This is a genomic window from Streptomyces sp. HUAS TT11 (assembly GCF_051553595.1).
Lineage (GTDB): Bacteria > Actinomycetota > Actinomycetes > Streptomycetales > Streptomycetaceae > Streptomyces.
Window position 1 is genome coordinate 4,606,832 of the sequence record NZ_CP196184.1, and the last position, 22,203, is coordinate 4,629,034.

Here is a 22,203-nt window from a genome sequence, read left to right on the forward strand (position 1 = left end):
TGGGTACAACCTCGGGCTACGGCCCGTGCACATCTGCCGTTCAGGTGAGCTGGGCGGTTCTCAGCACCGTCATGAGGATCACGGCGGCCAGCACCACGGCGCACACTCCGTACTGCACGAGGACGCGCCGCTCGCGGGGGGCGTGGACCATCGCGTATCCGACCACGACACCGCCGACGAGCCCGCCGATGTGGGCCTGCCAGGCGATGTTGCCCCACCCGAAGGTGAAGATCAGGTTGATCACCAGCAGCGCGATGACGGGACGCATGTCGTAGCGGAGCCGGCGCATCAGCACGGCCGTGGCGCCGAAGAGCCCGAAGATCGCGCCGGAGGCGCCGAGCGAGGGCTGGTTCGGAGCAGCGATCAGATAGGTGAGCGCACTGCCGGCCAGCCCGGAGACGAAGTAGAGCGCGAAATAGCGGGCGCGGCCGAGGGCCGCCTCCAGCGGGCCGCCGATCCACCACAGGCTGAGCATGTTGAACAGGATGTGGATATAGCTGGCATGCAGGAACATCGCGGTCAGCAGCCGGTACCACTGGCCCTCCGCGATGCCCTCGACCCCGCCGAGCAGCGGCACGTAGGCCCGCCCGAGCAGCTCGAACCGGTCCGTGAAGCGATCACCGACGGACAGCTGAACCAGGAAGAGGGCCAGATTGACGCCGATCAGCACCTTGGTGAGCAGCCGGGGGTCGGCCGTGACGGTGCCGCCCGCGAGCGTGCGCGGTGCCGAGGCCGCGGGGGCGTGCCCCGTGCCGGAACCGCTGCGCACACACTCCGGGCACTGGAAGCCGACCGAGGCGTTGACCATGCACTCCGGGCAGATCGGGCGCTCACAGCGGGTGCAGCGGATACCGGTCCCGCGGTCCGGGTGCCGGTAGCAGACGGGCAGCTCCCCGGATCCGTGCGGCTCCTGGTTCGGCGGTCCCTGCGGCGGGCTGCCTGGCGCCTGGTCCATCGGGTCCCTCACTCTCCGTACGACGGGGTGCCCCGCCCTTCCTTGTACGGACGGGCGGGGCGCTTTTGTTCCCTCGTGCGGTGTGCCCCGGAGGGGCTCAGCCCTCGCGGGACTGGACGACGACGGACTCGATGACGACGTCGTTCACCGGCCGGTCCGTGCGCGGGTTGGTCTGGGTGGTGGCGATGGTGTCCACGACCTTCTGGCTGGCCGCGTCGGTGACCTCGCCGAAGATGGTGTGCTTGCGGGTCAGCCAGGCCGTCGGGGAGACGGTGATGAAGAACTGCGAGCCGTTGGTGCCCGGACCGGCGTTGGCCATGGCCAGCAGGTAGGGCTTGTCGAAGGCGAGGTCCGGGTGGAACTCGTCCTCGAACTGGTAGCCAGGGCCGCCGGTGCCGTTGCCCAGCGGGTCACCGCCCTGGATCATGAACCCGCTGATCACCCGGTGGAAGACCGTGCCGTCGTAGAGCTTCTTCGCGGACTTCTCACCCGTCGCGGGGTGGGTCCACTCACGCTCGCCCTTGGCGAGCTCGACGAAGTTACGGACCGTCTTCGGCGCGTGGTTCGGCAGAAGCCGGACCTCGATGTCGCCGTGGTTGGTCTTCAAGGTGGCGTAAAGCTGCTCAGCCACGATCTGCCTTCCGTTGTCCTTTGTGACCCCCTGATCCTCGCACGGTACGCGTCCGGCATGGCCGGGCCTCACCTCTACGCGAACATTCCCGGGCCGGTGTCGCGCGGATCGGGGGCGCATGCCCGTCCCTCGCGGGTCGGCGGCCGCCGTGCGTGCTCCGGGCGCGCAGAAAACCGGTCGAGTACTGCCGTCGCGGGGGCGCAGCGCACCGATCCGTGGCATTGTCGTCGACAAGCTCCCGTTGCCCTGTATTCATCCGCTATCGCGCGTGATCAGGCCGAAATACACGATCGTCCCGATCGCTTCCCGCCCGGAGGCGGACCGGACCGGCCTGGGTGGGCCGGATGACCCGGTTGCTCGTCCTCGCATGCCCGGGAGCTCTTCGGGAGGCATGATCCGTAAAAGGCGGGAAAGTCGAATTACCGTACGCCACCGAGGAGGAGGAACCCGTGACCCGCATCGACAGCGTGCGCGCCGCGACCGGTTCGGCGAAGGACAGCGTGCTGCATGCCGCGGAAGTGGTGGCGCCCTACGCCGACACGGCCAAGGACAAGGCAGCGCACTACGCACACGAGGCGCGCGTCCGACTCGCGCCCAGGGTGTCGCAGGCCGCCGAGCAGGCCCGCGTCCAGTACGACGCCCATCTCGCCCCACGCCTGGAACAGGCGCGCACTCATGTTCCGCCCAAGGTGGACCAGGCCGCCCAGGATGCCGCCCTCTACACGCGCAAGGCCGCCCGGCAGGCGGCCGACTACTCCCGCCCCAGGATCGGCCAGGCGGTCGCCGCGGCGGGACCTGCGCGGGAGGAGGCGGTGGCCCGTGGCGCTGCGGCGCTGGCCGCGCTGCGCGGTCAGGTCACGCCCCGGCAGATCGAGAAGCTGGTGCGCCGGCAGCAGCGGCGGGCGAAGATGGGCCGCATCGCCAAGGGACTGGCGGTGCTGGCCGCCATGGCCGGCGGAGCCTTCGCCGCCTGGAAGTGGTGGGACAAGCAGGCGAACCCCGACTGGCTGGTCGAACCGCCCGCCGCGACGGAAATGCCGCAGAGCGACCGTCTGTCCTCGGTGGACGGCAGCGGCCCGAGCGCCTTGGACCCCGAGGTACAGGCGAAGCAGGCCGAGGAGGACTCCGCGGGGAACGACGACGACCGCCACTGAACCCGCTCGGTAGGCAACCACGGTGTGGGGCAGGAGACTTGCGCTCTCCTGCCCCACAGTGCTGACCGTCCCGCGAACCGCCGGCCGGGAAGAGGGGCGGGCGGCGCAGGAACTCCTCCACCGACACCTGGAAGACGGCCGTCCGGCCATGCCACGACATCACCGATGACGCGGAACCGCGGGTTCCGACGGGCGGTGATGTTTCACGTGGAACAGGAGGGGTTCACACTTTCCCCGCTTGATGACGTTTGCAACGCACCGAGTGTGGGAGTTCCGTGGAGACTTCGTTTACGGAATGCACTCTCCTGCTTACACATCTTTGGGCGCACTTGATCCTATAAGTCTGCCTATATCACCCCACACTGCCCTTCACGCGGACCTGGCACCCGGTCGGGGTGTCCCGGGCCATGGACTGTTTCGACTGTTTGCGCAAAGGAATGCAACGGGTGCAAATCATCCCTTGTGGCACCGCTCGCCACGAACGAAGGACCGGCCGGCCGCCACGAGGGCGGCCGACCGGTCCGAGGTGTGGAGCCTAGGGGAGTCGAACCCCTGACATCTGCCATGCAAAGACAGCGCTCTACCAACTGAGCTAAGGCCCCGAAGGAGCCACGTCCGGCCTGGGAACCAGGGCCGGCGGGCGCTCCGCACCAGCGTACCCGGTCATCCCCTGCATCTCACAAAAAGATTGGGGGTCCCCGTGGGAGACCACCCTCCGTAAGATGCACCTCGTGGTTCGCTAGAGCGAACCGCGGTACTTGGGGAAGCGATGGGGAGACGCAATGGACGCCGCACAGCAGGAAGCCACCGCGAGAGCGCGGGAGCTGCAGCGGAACTGGTACGGAGAGCCGTTGGGGGCGCTCTTCCGTAAGCTCATCGAGGATCTCGGGCTCAATCAGGCTCGTCTGGCCGGTGTACTGGGACTGTCCGCTCCGATGTTGTCGCAGCTGATGAGCGGTCAGCGCGCCAAGATCGGCAATCCGGCGGTGGTCCAGCGGGTTCAGCTGCTGCAGGACCTGGCGGGGCAGGTCGCGGACGGCAGTGTGAGCGCCGCCGAGGCCACCGAGCGGATGGACGAGATCAAGAAGTCGCAGGGGGGCTCCGTGCTCAACAACAACACCACGCCGACGACGAACAGTTCGGGCGTTCCCACGGTCAAGCGGGTCGTCCGTGAGATCCAGTCGCTGCTGCGCTCGGTGGCGGCGGCGGGGGACATCATCGAGGCGGCGGACACCCTCGCCCCGAGCCACCCGGAACTGGCAGAGTTCCTCCGGGTGTACGGCGCCGGCCGCACCTCGGACGCCGTCGCCCACTACCAGTCGCACCAGAGCTGAACCGACACCCGACCCCGTTGAGGACTCTCGCGCCGGGGGGTGCGCGGGAGTCCTGATCGCCGGTCCGGAAGGGGGCGCGACGCACGACCATGGGTGAGGTCTTCGCCGGACGGTACGAGCTCGTCGATCCCATCGGGCGCGGGGGAGTCGGTGCGGTCTGGCGCGCCTGGGACCACCGTCGGCGCCGCTACGTCGCCGCCAAGGTCCTGCAGCAGAGCGACGCCCATGCGCTGCTGCGGTTCGTGCGAGAGCAGGCGCTGCGCATCGACCACCCGCATGTGCTCGCACCCGCCAGCTGGGCGGCGGACGACGACAAGGTCCTGTTCACCATGGACCTGGTCACCGGCGGCTCGCTGGTCCACCTCGTCGGGGACTACGGCCCGCTGCCCCCGTCCTTCGTCTGCGTGCTGCTGGACCAGCTGTTGTCCGGGCTCTGCGCGGTGCACGCGGAAGGTGTGGTGCACCGCGACATCAAGCCCGCCAATGTGCTCCTCGAAGCGACCGGCACCGCCCGGCCCCGGCTGCGGCTGTCCGACTTCGGCATCGCCATGCGGCTGGGAGAACCGCGGTTGACGGAGACCGACTATGTGGTCGGCACGCCCGGTTATCTCGCACCCGAGCAACTGACGGGCGCCGATCCGGACTTCGCCGGCGATCTGTTCGCCGTCGGCCTCGTCGCGCTGTACCTGCTGGAAGGCGCCAAGCCGGACACCAAGGCACTCGTCGCGTACTTCGCGGCCAACGGCACGCCCGGGCCGCCACGCGGTGTTCCAGGGCCTCTGTGGGAGGTCGTGGCCACACTGCTGCAACCGGACCCGGCCGCACGGTTCCGCACCGCCACCGGCGCCCGCAAGGCCCTGACCGCGGCCGGGGAGCTGCTGCCGGAACCCGGCCCCGACGACGAGCAGGTGGAGGTCTTCGACCAACTCGGACCGCTCCCACCGGGGTTCACCCCCCAAGGACCGCTGCGCCCGCCGCCGGCGGTGACGCACCCCGTGGCCTCCCCGCCGCACACGAACGGCGCCTCGACCGGCGCGGCACACCCGACGGGATCCTCGGGAGCGCACGGCACCTCCGGAACGGCAGGCGGCCCTGCGCGGCCCACGAGCGGTCCGCCACCTCCGCGGCCGGCCGCCGCCCCCACCCCCTCCGCGGCGCCCCCTCCCTCCGCCGGCGGCTCGCCCGGGGCCGCCGCCTCCGCAGCCTCCTTCTCCGCGGTCGCGCCGACGCCCCCTCCCCCTGCCGCACGGCCCGGGCCCGCGCCCTTCGTCGTACCGCCCAAGCCCCCGGTCGATCCCACGCCCTCCCCGCGACCGGCCACGATGTCGGACACCGGAAGCTTCCATCTGCCGCCCCCGCTGCCCCGCGAGGCGCTCTGGGCGGCCTCGCGCCCACCCTCGCAGCCGTCCACACCACCGGCCCCGGCTCCCGCCCGCATTCCGCGTCACGCGCCCACGTCCACGCCCACGCCCACGCCCACGCCCACGCCCACGCCCACGCCCACGCCCACAGCCGGAGCGTCTCCCACCCGTAGTGCCCCCTCGGCACAACAGCCCGGCCGTGGACACCCCGTCGGGTCCCTGCACGCCCCCACCCGGCCGCAGGAGATCACGCGGCGCGGCGGGCGACCGGCGGCCCGGCGTCCCGGACCGCCGGCGACGATCGCCCTGCCGGTGCTGCTGCTCGCGCTGGCCTGCTTCGCCGTGGGGTTCTGGGCGCTGGCACGGCTCTGAGCGCCCTCACCCGGCCCAGCGGTCACGCGCCCGCCGCCGGGCGGCCGCGGTCCACCACACCAGCCCCAGGACCAGCACGCTGCCGGTGCCGATCCCTCCCGCGGCGACCAGCCGCATCGTGCCGGTGTCCTCTTCCGGTCCCCCGCGGCCGGTCCCGTCGCCGCGCGCTCCGCCGTCCTCGCTCGCCATCGCGCCGGCCCCGGGCGCGCCTTGGGAGGCGCCCCGGTCCCCCGTCGCACCCGGCGCGGCCTCCTCGCGGTCCGCGGCCGTGACGGTGAAGACGTCGCTTGGTGCGGCGCGTCCCGCGTACGCCGGAGCGGACACCGGCGTCCCGCTCACCCGCACCCGCAGCGTCAGCCCGAACGGCCCGTCCCCGAACCTGTCCGCCACCGGGGCGCCCAGGTGCACGGCGAGGTAGTACCAGCCCGCGAACCGCATCGCGCCGACGCGGTCACCGACGGCATGACGGTTGGCGTGGTCGACGGGCGGCAGCGGCTCGAGCGCCGCGGAGGTCTGCGCACCGTTGTACCCGGCGTCGGCGTCGGCGACGTGGGCGCGCACGGGGTTGTACAGCGACATGGCCAGGGCGGTGCCGACGAAGCCGTCGCCACCGGTGGAGCTGCCCATCTCCACGGTGGCGGAGAGCTGCTGCCCCCAGTCGACGGGCACCTTGTAGAAGAGGGTCTGCCCGGGTCCGATGGCGTCCTGCCAGACGCCCTGCCCCAGGGCGCTCGCGCCGGCGAAGCCCGCTCCGCCCGCCCGTCGGGTGGGGTCGCCCAGAACGGCCTCGGGCGTCGCGGAGTTCCAGGGTCCGGGCGGGGCCGTCACGCCGTCCCGGTCGAGGGCCGGTTCCGAGACGTAGTCGAGTTCGAGGTCCCAGTCACCGGCCGTGGACGCGGACGACCCGGGAACGCGCCGCTCCACGACGACGTAGTACACCCCCGCGCCCTTGCACCCGTAGGTACCGGCACCCGTCTCGCGCGAGGCCCAGGCGGCGATGGGATGCGGGCTCCGGGTGGGCCCGAAGTGCGCGGTCCCGGTGGAACAGGTCGTTCCACCGGCGTCCTGAACGGACACTTCGAGTCCGTCTGCGGAGGAGACCCGCGCTCCCGCCTCGGGGACGGCCGTCGCGGAGACATAGGCGTTGGCCGCCGAGTCCAGCTCGAGGCGGTAGTAGCGCTTGCCGGTGGCCGGCAGGGCGCTCCGGTAGGTGTGCCCGGGGTCCAGGCGCACGGCGTCCGCGGTGACGGTGGCGCCCTCGGCCCTCGTGTCGTCCTCGGCGAAGGCGTACGGGGTCGGCGCGCCCTCGGTGCCAGGGGCGCCCCACGCCGGGTGCGCCACGAACGTCGCGAGCGCCGCGGCGGCACACAGGGTCACCGTCCCGCGCGCCGGTGTCCACCCGTGTCCGAGTGCTCCCCGTCCCGCCCCCGTGCGCCGCCCCATCTCACGCCCCCTCGCCCCGCACCACCCGGACCGCCCATCCTGCCCCGCGGGCCACGGGGGCATCCGGGCATTGCGTCCGAGCGTCCGAAACGCTCCCTTCCCGCAGGCCGTGTCTCCCGGACAACACAAAACCCCGACCGCGACGGCGGTCGGGGTTTGCTCCGAATCTGTTGTCCGTAGGACCTCACGAACCCGTGGGCACGGAGTCGGTCGCCTCCGTCCACAGATCCTGCTCGGCGCGATCCGCCTGGATCTGGCGGTACACGAGGAGCCCGCCGATGGCGGCCAGTGCGACCAGGAGAAGCTTCTTCACCGCGCGACCTCGTCTTTCCTTGACGTAGGGGACCTCTGGCGCCCGACTATACACACCGACCGATATCGATCGGCGTGCCTGAGTCCGCCCTCAACTCGGGCCCGGAGCACCGCAGTACGGCCGGCTGTGATCGCCGTCGCCCGCGGGTGATCACCCATCACAGACTGTGACGTTCACAGCCGTCCCCTCTCATTCTCCGACTTTCCGGACCTCTTACGTCCATCCGAGTGGTGTTCATCCGAAGAACGACGCGCCACGGGCGTCGGTCCACCACTTCGCGACCCACATACACATCATGAGGAAAGTACGCAAATCGCCCGACCCGAAAGTGAGGGGACATGACCGGGAACAAGCTCACTCAGCTCTGGAACACCGTCGTCACGGCTCTCCTGGCACTGTGCACCGCGCTCGGACTCATCAAGAAGACCGCCACCGCCGCGGTACCTCAGCCCCAGCCGGAACGCAACTGCGACCTCCAGGCCCGCCGGATCCTTCCGGCCCGCCGGGTGGATCCGGTCCATCCGACGCCGACGGTGACGCTACCGAGACAGACCCGGTCCGAACGGTCCCGAAGTCGGGCCCTTCCCCCCACGATGAAACAACGCATCAGGGCCGAGGCCCACGGTTCCTCCCCGAGCTGCCGACGGCGAACACCCGCGGACATCGTCCCGGCCATCCCCCTCGCACGCTCCTCCCTCCGGCCCCGCTGCGAAACGGCAACCGCCTCGCACGAACCGACGGCTCGGCTCCAGTGCTGATCCAGCCCCTTCCTCTCCGGACCCTTCACCGCCCCCACGGGCGCCCCTGAACCAGCACAGGCGATCTTGCGTACACCGCCACAGCAAGCGGCCCGGCACCTGCTCCCAGGTGCCGGGCTGCTGATGTCCGGAAACCGAAGTCCACCGTTGCCGCCGACCGCGGATGTCAGCTCGTCGCGCCGTCGACACAGCCTCTCGGCCGCAAGCCCGTCGGGCCGGACACGTGCGTTCTCAGGGCGTTGTCACTGACGCCGTTGGCCGAGGACACAGAACTCGTTGCCTTCGGGGTCCGCCATGACGACCCACGACTGCTCTCCCTGGCCGATGTCGACACGCTGCGCGCCGTGAGCCTCGAGGCGAGCCACCTCGGCGTCCTGGTCATCGGGCCTGAAGTCCAGATGCAGCCGGCTCTTGACCTTCTTGCTCTCCTCGATCCGGACGAAGTCCAACCCTGGCAGGCGATCCGGCTCCGGGCGGATCTCGAACTCATCGTCGGAGGAGTGGACGACAACCCAGCCGAGAGCCTTGGCCCACCACTGCCCCAGGGCGACCGGATCCACCGAGTGAACAATTACCTGTTCCCATTCCAAGGTCATGCGCCGAGCCTAGGCGCAGCCGGGCTGCGAGAACAGGCGATTGAAGCGCTCGGAGGGAGGCCCGCGGCGGCTGACCCGTCGGCTTCCGAACTACCGGCGCAGGGCGGCTACCAGGGCCGGGAGGGAGACCTGCGCCTCGCGGCCGACCAGCGATGCCCTCCGCATGCCGGCCGAGCCGACACCGTCAGCCGATGTCGGCCGTGAATGTCAAAGACCCCCAGCCGTGATCGACTGAGGGTCTTTTCGTATGTGGGGCTAACAGGATTTGAACCTGTGGCCTCATCCTTATCAGGGATGCGCTCTAACCAACTGAGCTATAGCCCCGCCGCGCTTTGCGGTGTGTGTCCCGCGCGCTGACCCCTGAAGATTAGCGCACGAGGTGGGAAGTCCCAAAATCGATACCCGAGGGCCCGGGACCCCTACGAAGAGAGCGCATCCCGTCAGGGACGCGCTCTCGTACAGGCCTCGGCCCGCGGGTGCCGAAGGCACCCGCAGAGGCCGGCTACTCGTCCTCCGCCAGCGTCAGCTCGACGCCGCCGACGAAGCCCGCGGAGATGTTGTAGATGAACGCGCCCAGTGTCGCGAGCGCGGTCGCCAGGACGACGTCGATGACCGCGATGATCGCGGTGAAGGTCAGGACGTGCGGCAGGGACAGGAACGCCTGGAGGTCGAAGCCGTTCGAATCGGTGGAGCCGGTGGCCTCCGACAGCGTGCCGCCGACCGTCGAGAAGACGCCCATGGCGTCCATGACCATCCACAGCACCGCGGACGCCACGACCGTGCAGACGCCGAGCGCGATGGAGAGCAGGAAGCTGACCTTCATCACCGACCACGGGTCGGCCTTCGCCACCCTCAGGCGTGCCTTGCGCGTGCGCGGAGCGGTGCGCGCCCCGGTCCGGGGACGGCGTACGGCACCGGCCGGCGGCTGCGCCTGGTACGCCTGCGGCGGGTGGTAGGGCCCCGCGGGCTGCTGGGCCTGCCGCTCCCCCGGAAGAGGGGAGGCGGGCGGTGCGGTGGGCGCCTGGCCCACGGGTGCCGCGGCAGGCTGCACCCCCGGCACGGGCTGCGCGGCACCGGGAGCGGCCGGGCCCGCTCCAGCCTGGTGCTGCTGGGTCTGCGGGCCTCGGGTGTCCGTCACAGTTCCCCCCTGGGATCCATGAGAATCATGGGAGTGCGTCGAGTTCGTGGCGGAGCCACGGCCTCCGCCGTCCGTTTCCGTACCGGTCGGTCCGGAACCCGTGGCTCCGCTCACGCTGACTCACTCCTCGTGTTACTCGGCCGAGGGCGTATCGCCCTCGACCGTGCCGATGGTGTCGTCGTCCGCGGTCTCGTCCACGACAACATCGCCGTCGACCTCCTCCGCCTCGCGCCCCGCCTCGGCGTTACGAGCGATACCGACCACGGCATCGCGCTTGCCCAGGTTGATCAGTTGGACGCCCATGGTGTCACGGCCCGTCTCCCTGACCTCATTGACTCGCGTACGAATCACACCGCCCGACAACGTGATGGCGAGGATCTCGTCGGTCTCCTCGACCACCAGCGCGCCGACGAGCGAGCCGCGATCCTCGACGATCTTGGCAGCCTTGATGCCGAGGCCGCCACGCCCCTGGACGCGGTACTCGTCGACAGCGGTTCGCTTCGCGTACCCACCGTCTGTTGCAGTGAACACGAACGTACCGGGTCGAACAACATTCATCGAGAGCAGCTCGTCGCCCTCACGGAAACTCATGCCCTTGACGCCCGAGGTGGCGCGGCCCATCGGACGCAGGGACTCGTCGGTCGCCGTGAACCTGATCGACTGAGCCTTCTTGCTGATCAGAAGCAGATCGTCCTCGGGTGAGACGAGTTCGGCGCCGATCAGTTCGTCATCGGAACCGTCGTCCATCTCGCGAAGATTGATCGCGATCACACCGCCGGAACGCGGCGAATCGTAATCCTTCAGAGGCGTCTTCTTGACCAGACCGCCCTTGGTGGCGAGCACCAGGTACGGCGTGGCCTCGTAGTCGCGGATGGCGAGGATCTCGGCGATGGCCTCGTCCGGCTGGAAGGCGAGCAGGTTCGCGACGTGCTGACCGCGCGCGTCCCGGCCGGCGTCGGGCAGCTCATAGGCCTTCGCCCGGTAGACACGACCCTTGTTGGTGAAGAACAGCAGCCAGTGGTGCGTGGTGGACACGAAGAAGTGGTCGACGATGTCGTCTTCCTTGAGCTTCGTGCCGCGCACGCCCTTGCCGCCGCGCTTCTGGGCGCGGTAGTCGTCCGCCTTGGTGCGCTTGATGTAGCCGCCGCGGGTGACCGTGACGACGATGTCCTCTTCGGCGATCAGGTCCTCGATGGACATGTCGCCCTCGTACGGGATCAGCTTGGTCTGGCGGTCGTCGCCGTACTTCTCGACGATCGCGGCCAGTTCCTCGCTGACGATCCCGCGCTGACGGACCGGGGAGGCGAGGATCCGGTTGTACTCGCTGATCTTCGCCTGGAGTTCGTCGTGCTCCTGGACGATCTTCTGGCGCTCCAGGGCGGCCAGACGGCGCAGCTGCATCTCGAGGATCGCGTTCGCCTGGATCTCGTCGATCTCCAGGAGCCCCATCAGGCCCTCGCGCGCGACCTCGACGGTGGCGCTGCTGCGGATCAGCGCGATGACCTCGTCGATGGCGTCCAGGGCCTTCAGCAGACCGCGCAGGATGTGCGCCCGCTCCTCGGCCTTGCGCAGCCTGAAGCGCGTACGGCGGACGACGACCTCGATCTGGTGCGTCACCCAGTGGCGGATGAACGCGTCCAGGGACAGGGTGCGCGGCACACCGTCGACGAGCGCCAGCATGTTGGCGCCGAAGTTCGTCTGCAGGTCGGTGTGCTTGTAGAGGTTGTTCAGGACGACCTTGGCGACCGCGTCCCGCTTGAGCACGATGACCAGGCGCTGGCCGGTACGGGACGACGTCTCGTCGCGTACGTCCGCGATGCCGCCGATCTTGCCGTCCTTGACCAGGTCGGCGATCTTCTGCGCGAGGTTGTCCGGGTTGACCTGGTAGGGCAGCTCGGTGACCACCAGGCACTGGCGGTTCTGGATCTCCTCGACCTCGACGACCGCGCGCATGGTGATCGAACCGCGCCCGGTGCGGTAGGCCTCCTCGATGCCCTTGCGGCCCACCACGAGGGCGCCCGTGGGGAAGTCGGGGCCCTTGATGCGCTCGATGAGGGCCTCGAGCAGCTCCTCGTGCGAGGCCTCCGGGTTCTCCAGGCACCACTGGGCGCCCGCCGCGACCTCGCGGAGGTTGTGCGACGGGATGTTGGTCGCCATGCCGACCGCGATACCGGCGGAACCGTTGATCAGCAGGTTCGGGAAGCGGGACGGAAGGACCGTCGGCTCCTGGGAGCGGCCGTCGTAGTTGTCCGTGAAGTCGACGGTCTCCTCGTCGATGTCGCGGACCATCTCCATGGACAGCGGCGCCATCTTGCACTCGGTGTAGCGCATGGCGGCCGCGGGGTCGTTGCCCGGAGAGCCGAAGTTGCCGTTGGAGTCCACCAGCGGCATCCGCATCGACCACGGCTGCGCGAGGCGGACCAGCGCGTCGTAGATCGAGGAGTCGCCGTGCGGGTGGTAGTTGCCCATGACGTCGCCGACCACGCGGGCGCACTTGTAGAAGCCGCGCTCGGGTCGGTATCCGCCGTCGTACATCGCGTACAGGACACGGCGGTGGACGGGCTTGAGGCCGTCCCGGACGTCCGGCAGCGCCCGGGACACGATGACGGACATCGCGTAGTCCAGGTACGAGCGCTGCATCTCCGTCTCGAGCCCGACGGGCTCGATGCGGACGATATCGCCGGCCGCCTCTGCAGGCGTGGCGGGAGTGTTCTCGTCGGCCATTGCTGGTGAAGATCCTTCCTGATGCGGTCAGCTGAGACCGACTCAGATGTCGAGGAAGCGGACGTCCTTGGCGTTGCGCTGGATGAACGCGCGGCGGGCCTCGACGTCCTCGCCCATGAGGACCGAGAACAGGTCGTCGGCCTGGGCGGCGTCGTCGAGCGTGACCTGGCCGAGGACGCGGTGCTCGATGTCCATGGTGGTCACCCGCAGCTCCTCGGCGTTCATCTCGCCGAGGCCCTTGAAGCGCTGGATCGAGTCCTCCCGGACCCGCTTGCCGCGCTGGCGGCCCATCTCCAGCAGTGCGTCGCGCTCACGGTCGGAGTACGCGTACTCGACCTCGTCCCGACCCCACTTGATCTTGTAGAGCGGAGGACGCGAGAGGAACACGTGCCCGGCCTCGACCAGCGGCCGCATGAAGCGGAAGAGGAACGTCAGCAGCAGGGTGTTGATGTGCTGGCCGTCGACGTCGGCGTCCGCCATCAGGATGATCTTGTGATAGCGGAGCTTCTCGATGTCGAAGTCCTCGTGCACGCCGGTGCCGAACGCGGAGATCAGCGCCTGGATCTCCTGGTTCTGCAGGATCTTGTCGATCCTGGCCTTCTCGACGTTGAGGATCTTGCCGCGGATCGGGAGGATCGCCTGGTACTGCGGGTTGCGGCCGGACTTGGCCGAGCCGCCGGCGGAGTCACCCTCGACGATGAAGATCTCGCACTTGGTCGGGTCGTTGGACTGGCAGTCCGAGAGCTTGCCCGGCAGGGACGCGCTCTCCAGCAGGCCCTTGCGGCGGGTGAGGTCGCGCGCCTTGCGGGCCGCAACGCGCGCGGTGGCCGCCTGGATGCCCTTGCGGACGATGTCCGCCGCCTCGTTCGGGTTGCGGTCGAGCCAGTCGTTGAGGTGCTCGTAGACCGCCTTCTGGACGAACGTCTTCGCCTCGGTGTTGCCCAGCTTGGTCTTCGTCTGGCCCTCGAACTGCGGCTCGCTCAGCTTGACCGAGATGATCGCCGTCAGGCCCTCGCGGATGTCGTCGCCCGTGAGGTTGTCGTCCTTCTCGCGGAGCATCTTCTTGTCGCGCGCGTACTTGTTGATCAGCGAGGTCAGCGCCGCACGGAAGCCCTCCTCGTGCGTACCGCCCTCGTGGGTGTGGATGATGTTGGCGAAGGAGTACACGCCCTCGCTGTATCCGCTGTTCCACTGCATCGCGACCTCGAGGGACAGGCTCTTGTCCTTGTCCTCGGCCTCGAGATCGATCACCGTCTGGTGCACCACCTCTCCCTTGCGGGAGTTGAGGTACTTCACGAAGTCGACGATGCCGCCCTCGTAGTGGTACGTGACGCTCTTGACCTCGTCCTTCTCGTCGGCACCGGCCTCGTCCGCCCCTGCGGTGGCCTTCGCCGACTCGCGTTCGTCGGTGAGCCTGATCGTCAGGCCCTTGTTGAGGAACGCCATCTCCTGGAAGCGCCGCGAGAGCGTCTCGAAGGAGTACTCGGTGGTCTCGAAGATGTCCGGGTCGGCCCAGAAGGTGACCGAGGTGCCGGTGTCGCCGGTCTCCTCGTGCTGGGCGAGCGGGGCCGTCGGGACGCCCATCTTGTAGTCCTGCGTCCAGCGGTGGCCGTCGGTCCTGACCTCGACCGACACCTTGCTGGACAGGGCGTTCACGACGGAGACGCCGACGCCGTGCAGACCGCCGGAGACCGCGTAGCCGCCGCCGCCGAACTTGCCGCCCGCGTGCAGGACGGTCAGCACGACCTCGATGGCCGGCTTGCCCTCGGAGGGGACGATGCCCACGGGGATGCCGCGGCCGTTGTCGACGACGCGCACGCCGCCGTCGGGCAGGATCGTCACGTCGATGGTGTCCGCGTGGCCGGCCAGAGCCTCGTCGACGGAGTTGTCCACGACCTCGTACACGAGGTGGTGCAGACCGCGCTCGCCGGTGGAGCCGATGTACATACCGGGTCGCTTGCGGACCGCGTCCAGCCCTTCGAGCACGGTGATGGCGCTGGCGTCGTACGAGGCGGTGACCTCGCCGTTCGACGGAGTCACCGCACCGTTCTCGCCGGCGTCGGTGGACGGGATGTTCTCGTTGGGGTTGCCGGAATCGGCCACGAAGCGCCCTTTCTGGCACAGCACGAGCCGGGCTCGTCGGCGGCTTGCCGGAGCGGCTGCGGCATGTTGCGTTGGTAAGCCTTGATCAGCGTTGCTCAGCTATTCCCGGACGGTCCCCACGTTTGGGGCGGGATTCGCTTCTAGTCTACCGGTAGCGCCGACAGTGATGGGGGTTTGCCGGTACCTGAGTCCGCATGTGCCGCCCTCAACCGGTCTCGCCCGACTCCCCATATGCGGAGCGGGGCTCCAAGAGGCTCTACGAGGCACTCAGCGCTTCCGGCTGTCAACCCTTGGCAACTGAGGAGTCGGACCCGGCTTCGCAATCGCATGTGGGTACGACGAAACGGCCGCCGGGCGCCTGCCGCGGACGGTGCCGAGTGATGTCCGTCACCCGTACGTGTCACCGGGGCCCCGGCTGCCGGGGGCGCGCAGCGGGCCGAAACGCTGGGCCGGAGCACCGGGTCCGTGCACCTTGATCAACCGGACGGTGCCGTGCCCCAGGTCCTCGTTCAGGCGCGCCACGAGCTGCGGGGCCAGCAGCCGCAGCTGCGTCGCCCAGGCCGTGGAGTCGCAGCTCACGGTGAGCACGTGTTCGTCCTCGTCATACCTCTGCGGTACGCAGTGCCTGGCGAGGTCCGCGCCGACGATCTGCGGCCAGCGGCCCATCACCCCGCCCACCGCGGCCGGTGTCTCCCAGCCGCGCTCGGTGATCAGCCGGTTGATCGCCGCACCGAGTGCCATCGGGTCGCGGCCGTCGGCTCGGGCGCCCGAGCGCAGTCCGCCGCGGCGCGCCTGCTTCTTCTGCTGCGCGGCGTCGCCACGCGCGCGTGCCTGTTCCTTCGCGGCCCGCAGCGCCACGCGCGCGAGGTCCACGCCCGAGAGTTCGGAGGTCTTCTTCGGTGCGGGTTCGTCGGTGCTCATGCGCGCTCCACGGTGCCGTCGGACACGGCGAACCGCGTCCCCGTCAGTACGTGCGGTACGTCGTCGTCGACCGCGGCGGTCACCAGGACCTGCTCGCCGGGTGCGACCAGCTCGGCCAGTCGTTCGCGCCGGCGGGTGTCCAGCTCGGCGAAGACGTCGTCGAGGACGAGCACCGGCTCGTTGCCCTCCGCGCGCAGCAGGTCGTAGGACGCGAGGCGCAGCGCCAGTGCGTACGACCAGGACTCGCCGTGGGACGCGTAGCCCTTGGCGGGCAGCTGACCGAGCTTGAGCAGCAGATCGTCCCGGTGCGGTCCCACCAGGGTGACGCCGCGTTCGATCTCCTGCTTGCGGGCCTCGGTGAGCGCGGCCGTCAGCTGCTCGTACAGCGCCTCACGGGTGTGGGCGTCGCCCGGCGCGGACGGCCTGTACTCCAGGGTGACCGGGCCGCCGCCGGGTGCCAGCTGCTCGTAGGCCTTGTCCGCGAGCGGCTGGATCGCGGCGATCAGATCGAGTCGCTGGGCGAGCAGCTCGGCCCCGGCGCGCGCCAGGTGCTGGTCCCAGACGTCGAGTGTGGACAGGTCCGTGCCCCGGCCACCGTGGCGGCGGGCCAGCGCGGCCGTCTTCAACAGCGTGTTGCGCTGCTTGAGGACCCGGTCGTAGTCGGAGCGGACGCCCGCCATGCGCGGGGAGCGGGCGGTGATCAGCTCGTCGAGGAAACGGCGGCGCTCGCCGGGGTCGCCCTTGACCAGTGCCAGGTCCTCGGGCGCGAACAGCACGCTGCGCACTATGCCCAGCACGTCACGCGGCTTGACCTGTGAGGACCTGTTGATGCGCGCGCGGTTGGCCTTGCCGGGGTTCAGCTCCAGCTCGACCAGCTGCTGCCGGTCGCCCTGGCGGACCCGCGCCCGGATGATGGCCCGCTCGGCGCCCATGCGGACGAGCGGCGCGTCGGAGGAGACGCGGTGGCTGCCGAGCGTGGCCAGATAGCCGACCGCCTCGACCAGGTTCGTCTTGCCCTGCCCGTTCGGGCCGACGAAGGCGGTGACGCCCGGGTCGAGCGGGACTTCGACCCGGGCGTACGAGCGGAAGTCGGCCAGCGACAGGTGCGCGACGTGCATGGTCGTTCGCCGACCTCCCCCAGGGGTTGTGGACCGCCGGGCGGTCCTGTGGATTACTTCTGCGCTACGGCGTGGCCGCCGAACTGGTTGCGCAGCGCCGCGATCATCTTCATCTGCGGCGAGTCGTCCTGCCGCGAGCTGAAGCGGGCGAACAGCGACGCCGTGATCGCCGGAAGCGGCACGGCGTTGTCGATGGCCGCTTCCACGGTCCACCGGCCCTCGCCGGAGTCGGCGGCCCAGCCGCGCAGCTTGTCGAGGTGCTCGTCCTCGTCGAGGGCGTTGACCGCGAGGTCGAGCAGCCAGGAGCGGATGACGGTGCCCTCCTGCCAGGAGCGGAAGACCTCGCGGACGTTCTCCACGGAGTCGACCTTCTCCAGCAGTTCCCAGCCCTCGGCGTAGGCCTGCATCATCGCGTACTCGATGCCGTTGTGGACCATCTTCGCGAAGTGGCCCGCGCCGACCTTGCCCGCGTGCACCGCGCCGAACTCGCCCTCGGGCTTGAGGGCGTCGAATATCGGCTGGACCTTGGCGACGTTCGCGGCGTCGCCGCCGTACATCAGCGCATAGCCGTTCTGCAGGCCCCAGACGCCGCCGGAGACGCCGCAGTCCACAAAACCGATGCCCTTGGCCGCCAGCTGCGCGGCGTGCTTCTCGTCGTCCGTCCAGCGGGAGTTGCCGCCGTCCACGACGACATCGCCCGGCTCGAGGAGTTCGGCGAGCTCGTCGATCGTGGACTGGGTCGGGGCGCCGGCCGGGACCATCACCCACACCACCCGCGGTCCCGCGAGCTTGTTCACAAGCTCCTCGAGGCTGTGGACGTCGGCGAGGTCCGGATTGCGGTCGTATCCGATGACGGTGTGGCCTGCGCGGCGGATCCGCTCGCGCATGTTGCCGCCCATCTTGCCGAGGCCGACGAGACCGAGATCCATCAGTTGTTCCTTAGGTTGCGATGTGGCATGAGGGGCACTTTCGTACCCGCGTCCGAGCCTAGACCCGGGGCCTCATGCACATCTCCAGACCCTCCATGCCCACGCAATGGGCCCGGACCTGCGGCTTCGTCCCGAGGCCCACAGGTTCCGACGATCCACCGGACCACCGGAACCTGTGGACGGCGACCGACGCTCAGCCGCTCAGCCGCACCGGCATGATCAGGTACTTGTACGCGTCGTCCGCCTCGGCGTCCATGGCCGGCTTGCCGCCCAGCAGCGCGGGCTTCGTGGACGTCGTGAAGGACAGCTGGGCCACCGGGGAGTCGATCGCGCTCAGGCCGTCCAGCAGGAAGGTCGGGTTGAAGGCGATCGAGATGTCGTCGCCCTCCAGGTTGGCGTCGACCCTTTCCACAGCCTGTGCGTCGTCGCTCGAACCGGCCTCCAGGATCAGCACACCCTGCTCGAAGCTGAGCCGCACCGGGGTGTTGCGCTCGGCGACCAGGGCGACGCGCTTGACGGCCTCCACGAAGGGGGCGGTCTCGATGGTGGCGACCGAGTTGAACTCCGTCGGGAACAGCGTCCGGTACTTCGGGAGGTCGCCCTCGAGAAGGCGCGTCGTCGTACGGCGGCCGGCGCCCTCGAAACCGATCAGACCCTCGCCGGCGCCCGAGCCCGACAGGGCGAGCGTCACGGTGTCACCGCTGGTCAGGGCCTTGGCGGTGTCCAGCAGGGTCTTGGCGGGCACCAGGGCGACCGCGGACGCCTCGGGGTTCTCCGGCTTCCACAGGAACTCGCGGACCGCGAAGCGGTAGCGGTCGGTGGAGGCGAGCGTGACCGTGTCGCCCTCGATCTCGATGCGCACACCGGTGAGGACGGGAAGCGTGTCGTCGCGTCCCGCGGCGATGGCCACCTGCTGGACCGCCGATGCGAAGACCTCGCCCGGGACCGTGCCCGTCGCGTTCGGCATCTGGGGCAGTGCGGGGTACTCCTCCACAGGCAGTGTGTGGAGTGTGAAGCGCGAGGACCCGCAGACCACCGTCGCCCGTACACCGTCTGTGGAAATCTCCACGGGGCGGTTGGGCAGGGCCCGGGAGATGTCGGCGAGGAGCCGGCCGGAGACGAGGACCGTGCCCTCCTCCTCGACCTCGGACTCCACGGACACACGCGCCGAGACCTCGTAGTCGAAGCTGGACAGGCTCAGCTGGCCGTCCTCGGCCTTCAGCAGCAGGCCGGCGAGGACAGGCGCCGGCGGACGGGCCGGAAGGCTGCGCGCCGCCCAGGCCACTGCCTCCGCGAGTACGTCGCGTTCCACCCGGATCTTCACCTAAGCCGCCTCCTGCTGTTGCCGGCGTTCTCGCCCTGCCTGGCCTTCGTCGTCTGACTCGGTGTCGGGGGCCCCTGGGAGGGGAAGACACCGGGGAACAGTCTGACGCACCGCACCGACAGTAGGCGCCTGTCGGGGTCAAGTCGTGATGCGGGGCAGCCGGAGGCCGGACAGCGAGTTGTGCACAGGACCCACTTCGAAGCGAAATTCCTGGTCTCTCTAGTTGGGAGTAGTAGTAGGGCCTGTGGAAACCGTGGATAACCTTGTTTTCCCAGGTCAGAGGCGAAATTTTGTCCACGGGCCCTGTGGGCGGGATCGGTGGACAACCCGTGGTCTCTGTGGAGAACGGAAAGTTCTGCACACCCCGTGCACAGCCTCAGGGCACTTCTCCCCAGTGCCGTCCCCAGCTTTACCCACCTTTCCCACAGACCAACCCAGCACCTTGGTGTGACGCCTTTCACTCGTGCCGGTGAGAGGCCGCGTCGCGTTGCCGAACAGTGGACAAGGATGTGGAGAAGACCGAGTTCACTGGGGACAACGGGCCCCGAGCTGTGGGTGGGCAGTGGACAACTCCGTCCACAAGCTGTGGATCTTCGTCTTCTCCACAGTCTGTGGAGATCGACTGTCCACCAATCCACAGGCAGTTGAGCTGGGCTGATCGCCGTTCCCCAGGGCAGCCTGTGGACACCGTCTGGACAACTTCGCGGTCCCCAGGATGTGGACGGAAGAAAGTCGCCGGATCTGTGGAGCGCGGCCGTAACCCATGCAGATATTCGAACAGGGCGTGTCCTGTGTACGACCCGAACCGGACGGCCGCGCTCGCCGGGACGGGCCGGACCACGGCTGTGGAGGGCCTCCGCGCGTGGACGGGGGACGCCGGAGAGCTTCCTCGGCGTACGGACGGGAACGGCGGAGCGACGCCGTCGAGCCCGGTTCGGCGGGCGGAGGTGCTGGAGGCCGCCCTCCGCGCAGGGAGGTGCGACGGTGCGGGGCCCTCGGTGCGCATCGAGGGGAATCGGGCGGGAGACGCCCGGGCGTGCCGCGTCGGGGACGCGGCACCTCACGCTCCATGCGGTGGCCGGACAGCGGAAGGCGCCCGCGGGAGAGATTCCCGGGGCGCCGTCGGTGACGTGTGTGTGCGGTCGTCAGCCGTTCTTGATGCGGTTCGTCAGCTCGGTCACCTGGTTGTAGATGGAGCGCCGCTCCGCCATCAGCGCGCGGATCTTGCGATCGGCGTGCATGACCGTCGTGTGGTCGCGGCCACCGAACTGCGCACCGATCTTCGGCAGCGACAGATCCGTCAGCTCCCTGCACAGATACATCGCGATCTGCCGGGCGGTGACCAGGGCACGGCCGCGTGAGGTCCCGCACAGGTCCTCCACCGTCAGCCCGAAGTAGTCGGCGGTGGCCGCCATGATCGCGGTCGCGGTGATCTCGGGGGCCGTGTCCTCGCCGCCGGGGATCAGGTCCTTGAGGACGATCTCCGTCAGACCGAGGTCCACGGGCTGGCGGTTGAGCGACGCGAACGCCGTCACCCGGATCAGCGCGCCCTCCAGCTCGCGGATGTTGCGGGAGATACGGGAGGCGATGAACTCCAGCACCTCCGGTGGGGCGTTGAGCTGCTCCTGCACCGCCTTCTTGCGAAGGATCGCGATGCGCGTCTCCAGCTCGGGCGGCTGGACGTCCGTGATCAGGCCCCACTCGAAGCGGTTGCGCAGCCGGTCCTCCAGGGTGATCAGCTGCTTGGGCGGCCGGTCCGAGGAGAGCACGATCTGCTTGTTGGCGTTGTGGAGCGTGTTGAAGGTGTGGAAGAACTCCTCCTGCGTCGACTCCTTCTGCGCGAGGAACTGGATGTCGTCGACCAGAAGGATGTCCATGTCGCGGTAGCGCTTGCGGAACGCGTCCGCCTTGCCGTCCCGGATGGAGTTGATGAACTCGTTGGTGAACTCCTCCGAGCTCACGTAGCGCACGCGCGTGCCCGGGTAGAGGCTGCGCGCGTAGTGCCCGATCGCATGCAGCAGGTGCGTCTTGCCGAGCCCCGACTCCCCGTAGATGAAGAGGGGGTTGTACGCCTTCGCGGGCGCCTCGGCGACAGCGACCGCGGCCGCGTGCGCGAAACGGTTGGAGGCACCGATGACGAAGGTGTCGAAGAGGTACTTCGGGTTGAGGCGTGCGGTCGGCTCGCCGGGACCGGCGGCCGGCGCGGGCTGCGCGGCCAGTGGACCGGGCGCGCCGGTGGCGGGACCGGGGCCGACCGGTCCGCCCCGGTGCACATGGCCGTCGGCGGAGGGCCGCTCGGGCCGGCCGGAGCGCTGCTGCTCGAAGTCGGACCGTGCGCCGTCGTAGTCCGGGCGCTGCTGTTCGTAGGGCGAACGGGGCAGTGACTGCCCGTGGTAGTCCGGTGCCGGCGTCGCGTACGGGTCGCGGTCGGGGAAGCCGAGACGCTGCTGCTGCCAGCTGTAGTCGTCCTGCGACGGGCGCGGCCAGGCGCCGGGCTCCGGGCGCTGGTACTCGCTCGGGTAGGCCGGACGGGCACTGGGCAGCTGGTCGCCGGGTCCGGCCGGAAGGCGGTCGGAACGGCCCCCGCGGTGGTCGTCCGCACGGTGCCGGCCGTATCCCTCGTAGCCGCCGCCCTGGCCCTCGTACGGGTCGCCCGGCTGGGGCGCCGTGAACTCGGGTTCCTCGTAGCGCGGCTGGGCGGGCGGAGCCGGGGGTTCGCCGACGGAGTCGTCGACGGTGATCGCGATGCGGATCGGGCGGCCGCACTCGCGGCTCAGCGTCTCACTGACAACGGGCGCGAGCCGTCCTTCCAGGACGCCCTTCGCGAACTCGTTGGGAACGGCGAGCAGAGCGGTGTCCGCGACCAGCGCCAGCGGCTGGCAGCGCTTGATCCAGTGCTCGTCCTTCGCCTCGACACCCGGTCCGTGCCCCTCACCGAGGAGCTGCTCGAGTACGCGCGGCCACACTGCGGCAAGATCGGCAGGTACATCAGCCACAGGGCACGCTCTCTCACAGGTCCCACGAACGTG

17 protein-coding genes and 2 tRNA genes are annotated in these 22,203 nt (G+C 69.6%); 4 read left to right on the forward strand and 15 right to left on the reverse strand.

Annotated features, from left to right (window positions below):
* Positions 1-40 precede the first annotated feature (40 nt).
* Both ACSHXN_RS20570 and ACSHXN_RS20575 read right to left on the reverse strand, forming a co-directional pair.
* A complete protein-coding gene (locus ACSHXN_RS20570; protein ID WP_355794858.1) occupies positions 41-955 on the reverse strand; it encodes a rhomboid family intramembrane serine protease in 915 nt (304 codons plus the stop codon).
* Positions 956-1,052: 97 nt separating this feature from the next.
* On the reverse strand, positions 1,053-1,586 hold the full coding sequence (locus ACSHXN_RS20575; protein ID WP_355128714.1) for a peptidylprolyl isomerase: 534 nt from the start codon (positions 1,584-1,586) through the stop codon (positions 1,053-1,055).
* Between the two features lie 449 nt (positions 1,587-2,035).
* Here ACSHXN_RS20575 and ACSHXN_RS20580 point away from each other — a divergent pair, with 449 nt between their 5' ends.
* Positions 2,036-2,740, forward strand: coding sequence for a DUF5324 family protein (locus ACSHXN_RS20580; protein ID WP_355128712.1), 705 nt, complete (start codon positions 2,036-2,038; stop codon positions 2,738-2,740).
* 529 nt (positions 2,741-3,269) lie between these two features.
* Here the strand turns inward: ACSHXN_RS20580 and ACSHXN_RS20585 are convergent.
* A tRNA-Ala gene (locus ACSHXN_RS20585) sits at positions 3,270-3,342 on the reverse strand.
* A 180-nt stretch (positions 3,343-3,522) separates the two neighbouring features.
* Between ACSHXN_RS20585 and ACSHXN_RS20590 the strand changes: the two genes are divergently transcribed.
* On the forward strand, positions 3,523-4,074 hold the full coding sequence (locus tag ACSHXN_RS20590; RefSeq protein WP_059132291.1) for a helix-turn-helix domain-containing protein: 552 nt from the start codon (positions 3,523-3,525) through the stop codon (positions 4,072-4,074).
* 89 nt (positions 4,075-4,163) lie between these two features.
* A complete protein-coding gene (locus ACSHXN_RS20595) occupies positions 4,164-5,807 on the forward strand; it encodes a serine/threonine-protein kinase (protein WP_438303492.1) in 1,644 nt (547 codons plus the stop codon).
* Between the two features lie 6 nt (positions 5,808-5,813).
* Here the strand turns inward: ACSHXN_RS20595 and ACSHXN_RS20600 are convergent, their stop codons facing one another.
* Positions 5,814-7,250 (reverse strand): hypothetical protein, encoded by a 1,437-nt coding sequence (locus tag ACSHXN_RS20600; protein ID WP_438303493.1) that lies wholly within the window; start codon positions 7,248-7,250, stop codon positions 5,814-5,816.
* Between the two features lie 184 nt (positions 7,251-7,434).
* Positions 7,435-7,563, reverse strand: coding sequence for a DLW-39 family protein (locus ACSHXN_RS20605; protein ID WP_003999697.1), 129 nt, complete (start codon positions 7,561-7,563; stop codon positions 7,435-7,437).
* 593 nt (positions 7,564-8,156) lie between these two features.
* On the opposite strand from ACSHXN_RS20605, the gene ACSHXN_RS20610 reads away from it, so the two are divergent.
* Positions 8,157-8,321, forward strand: coding sequence for a DUF6344 domain-containing protein (locus tag ACSHXN_RS20610; RefSeq protein WP_356108074.1), 165 nt, complete (start codon positions 8,157-8,159; stop codon positions 8,319-8,321).
* 242 nt (positions 8,322-8,563) lie between these two features.
* Here the strand turns inward: ACSHXN_RS20610 and ACSHXN_RS20615 are convergent, their stop codons facing one another.
* The 10 genes from ACSHXN_RS20615 to dnaA all read right to left on the reverse strand — a co-directional run bounded on the left by ACSHXN_RS20615 (position 8,564) and on the right by dnaA (position 22,170).
* Positions 8,564-8,917, reverse strand: coding sequence for a VOC family protein (locus ACSHXN_RS20615; RefSeq protein ID WP_355128704.1), 354 nt, complete (start codon positions 8,915-8,917; stop codon positions 8,564-8,566).
* Positions 8,918-9,167: 250 nt separating this feature from the next.
* Positions 9,168-9,241 (reverse strand) — tRNA-Ile (locus tag ACSHXN_RS20620).
* Positions 9,242-9,419: 178 nt separating this feature from the next.
* Complete coding sequence (locus ACSHXN_RS20625) at positions 9,420-10,169, reverse strand: DUF3566 domain-containing protein (RefSeq protein ID WP_355128702.1); 750 nt, start codon at positions 10,167-10,169, stop codon at positions 9,420-9,422.
* A gap of 18 nt (positions 10,170-10,187) precedes the next feature.
* Complete coding sequence (gene gyrA / locus ACSHXN_RS20630; RefSeq protein WP_355128700.1) at positions 10,188-12,779, reverse strand: DNA gyrase subunit A; 2,592 nt, start codon at positions 12,777-12,779, stop codon at positions 10,188-10,190.
* A gap of 42 nt (positions 12,780-12,821) precedes the next feature.
* On the reverse strand, positions 12,822-14,882 hold the full coding sequence (gyrB, locus tag ACSHXN_RS20635) for a DNA topoisomerase (ATP-hydrolyzing) subunit B (RefSeq protein ID WP_355128698.1): 2,061 nt from the start codon (positions 14,880-14,882) through the stop codon (positions 12,822-12,824).
* Positions 14,883-15,269: 387 nt separating this feature from the next.
* On the reverse strand, positions 15,270-15,803 hold the full coding sequence (locus ACSHXN_RS20640) for a DUF721 domain-containing protein (protein WP_355128696.1): 534 nt from the start codon (positions 15,801-15,803) through the stop codon (positions 15,270-15,272).
* Positions 15,800-16,921: a DNA replication/repair protein RecF gene (gene recF, locus ACSHXN_RS20645; RefSeq protein ID WP_383352691.1), complete on the reverse strand. Its 1,122-nt coding sequence runs from the start codon at positions 16,919-16,921 to the stop codon at positions 15,800-15,802. Before recF ends, ACSHXN_RS20640 begins: the two co-directional genes overlap by 4 nt.
* 53 nt (positions 16,922-16,974) lie before the next feature.
* Positions 16,975-17,850 carry a phosphogluconate dehydrogenase (NAD(+)-dependent, decarboxylating) gene (gene gnd / locus ACSHXN_RS20650; protein ID WP_356291593.1) on the reverse strand — a complete coding sequence of 292 codons (876 nt, stop codon included), beginning with the start codon at positions 17,848-17,850 and terminating at the stop codon, positions 16,975-16,977.
* A 193-nt stretch (positions 17,851-18,043) separates the two neighbouring features.
* On the reverse strand, positions 18,044-19,174 hold the full coding sequence (dnaN, locus tag ACSHXN_RS20655) for a DNA polymerase III subunit beta (protein WP_059127416.1): 1,131 nt from the start codon (positions 19,172-19,174) through the stop codon (positions 18,044-18,046).
* Positions 19,175-20,319: 1,145 nt separating this feature from the next.
* The gene (dnaA, locus tag ACSHXN_RS20660; RefSeq protein WP_355128689.1) at positions 20,320-22,170 is read right to left on the reverse strand and encodes a chromosomal replication initiator protein DnaA; all 1,851 of its coding nucleotides are present in this window, start codon (positions 22,168-22,170) and stop codon (positions 20,320-20,322) included.
* Positions 22,171-22,203: the final 33 nt, after the last annotated feature.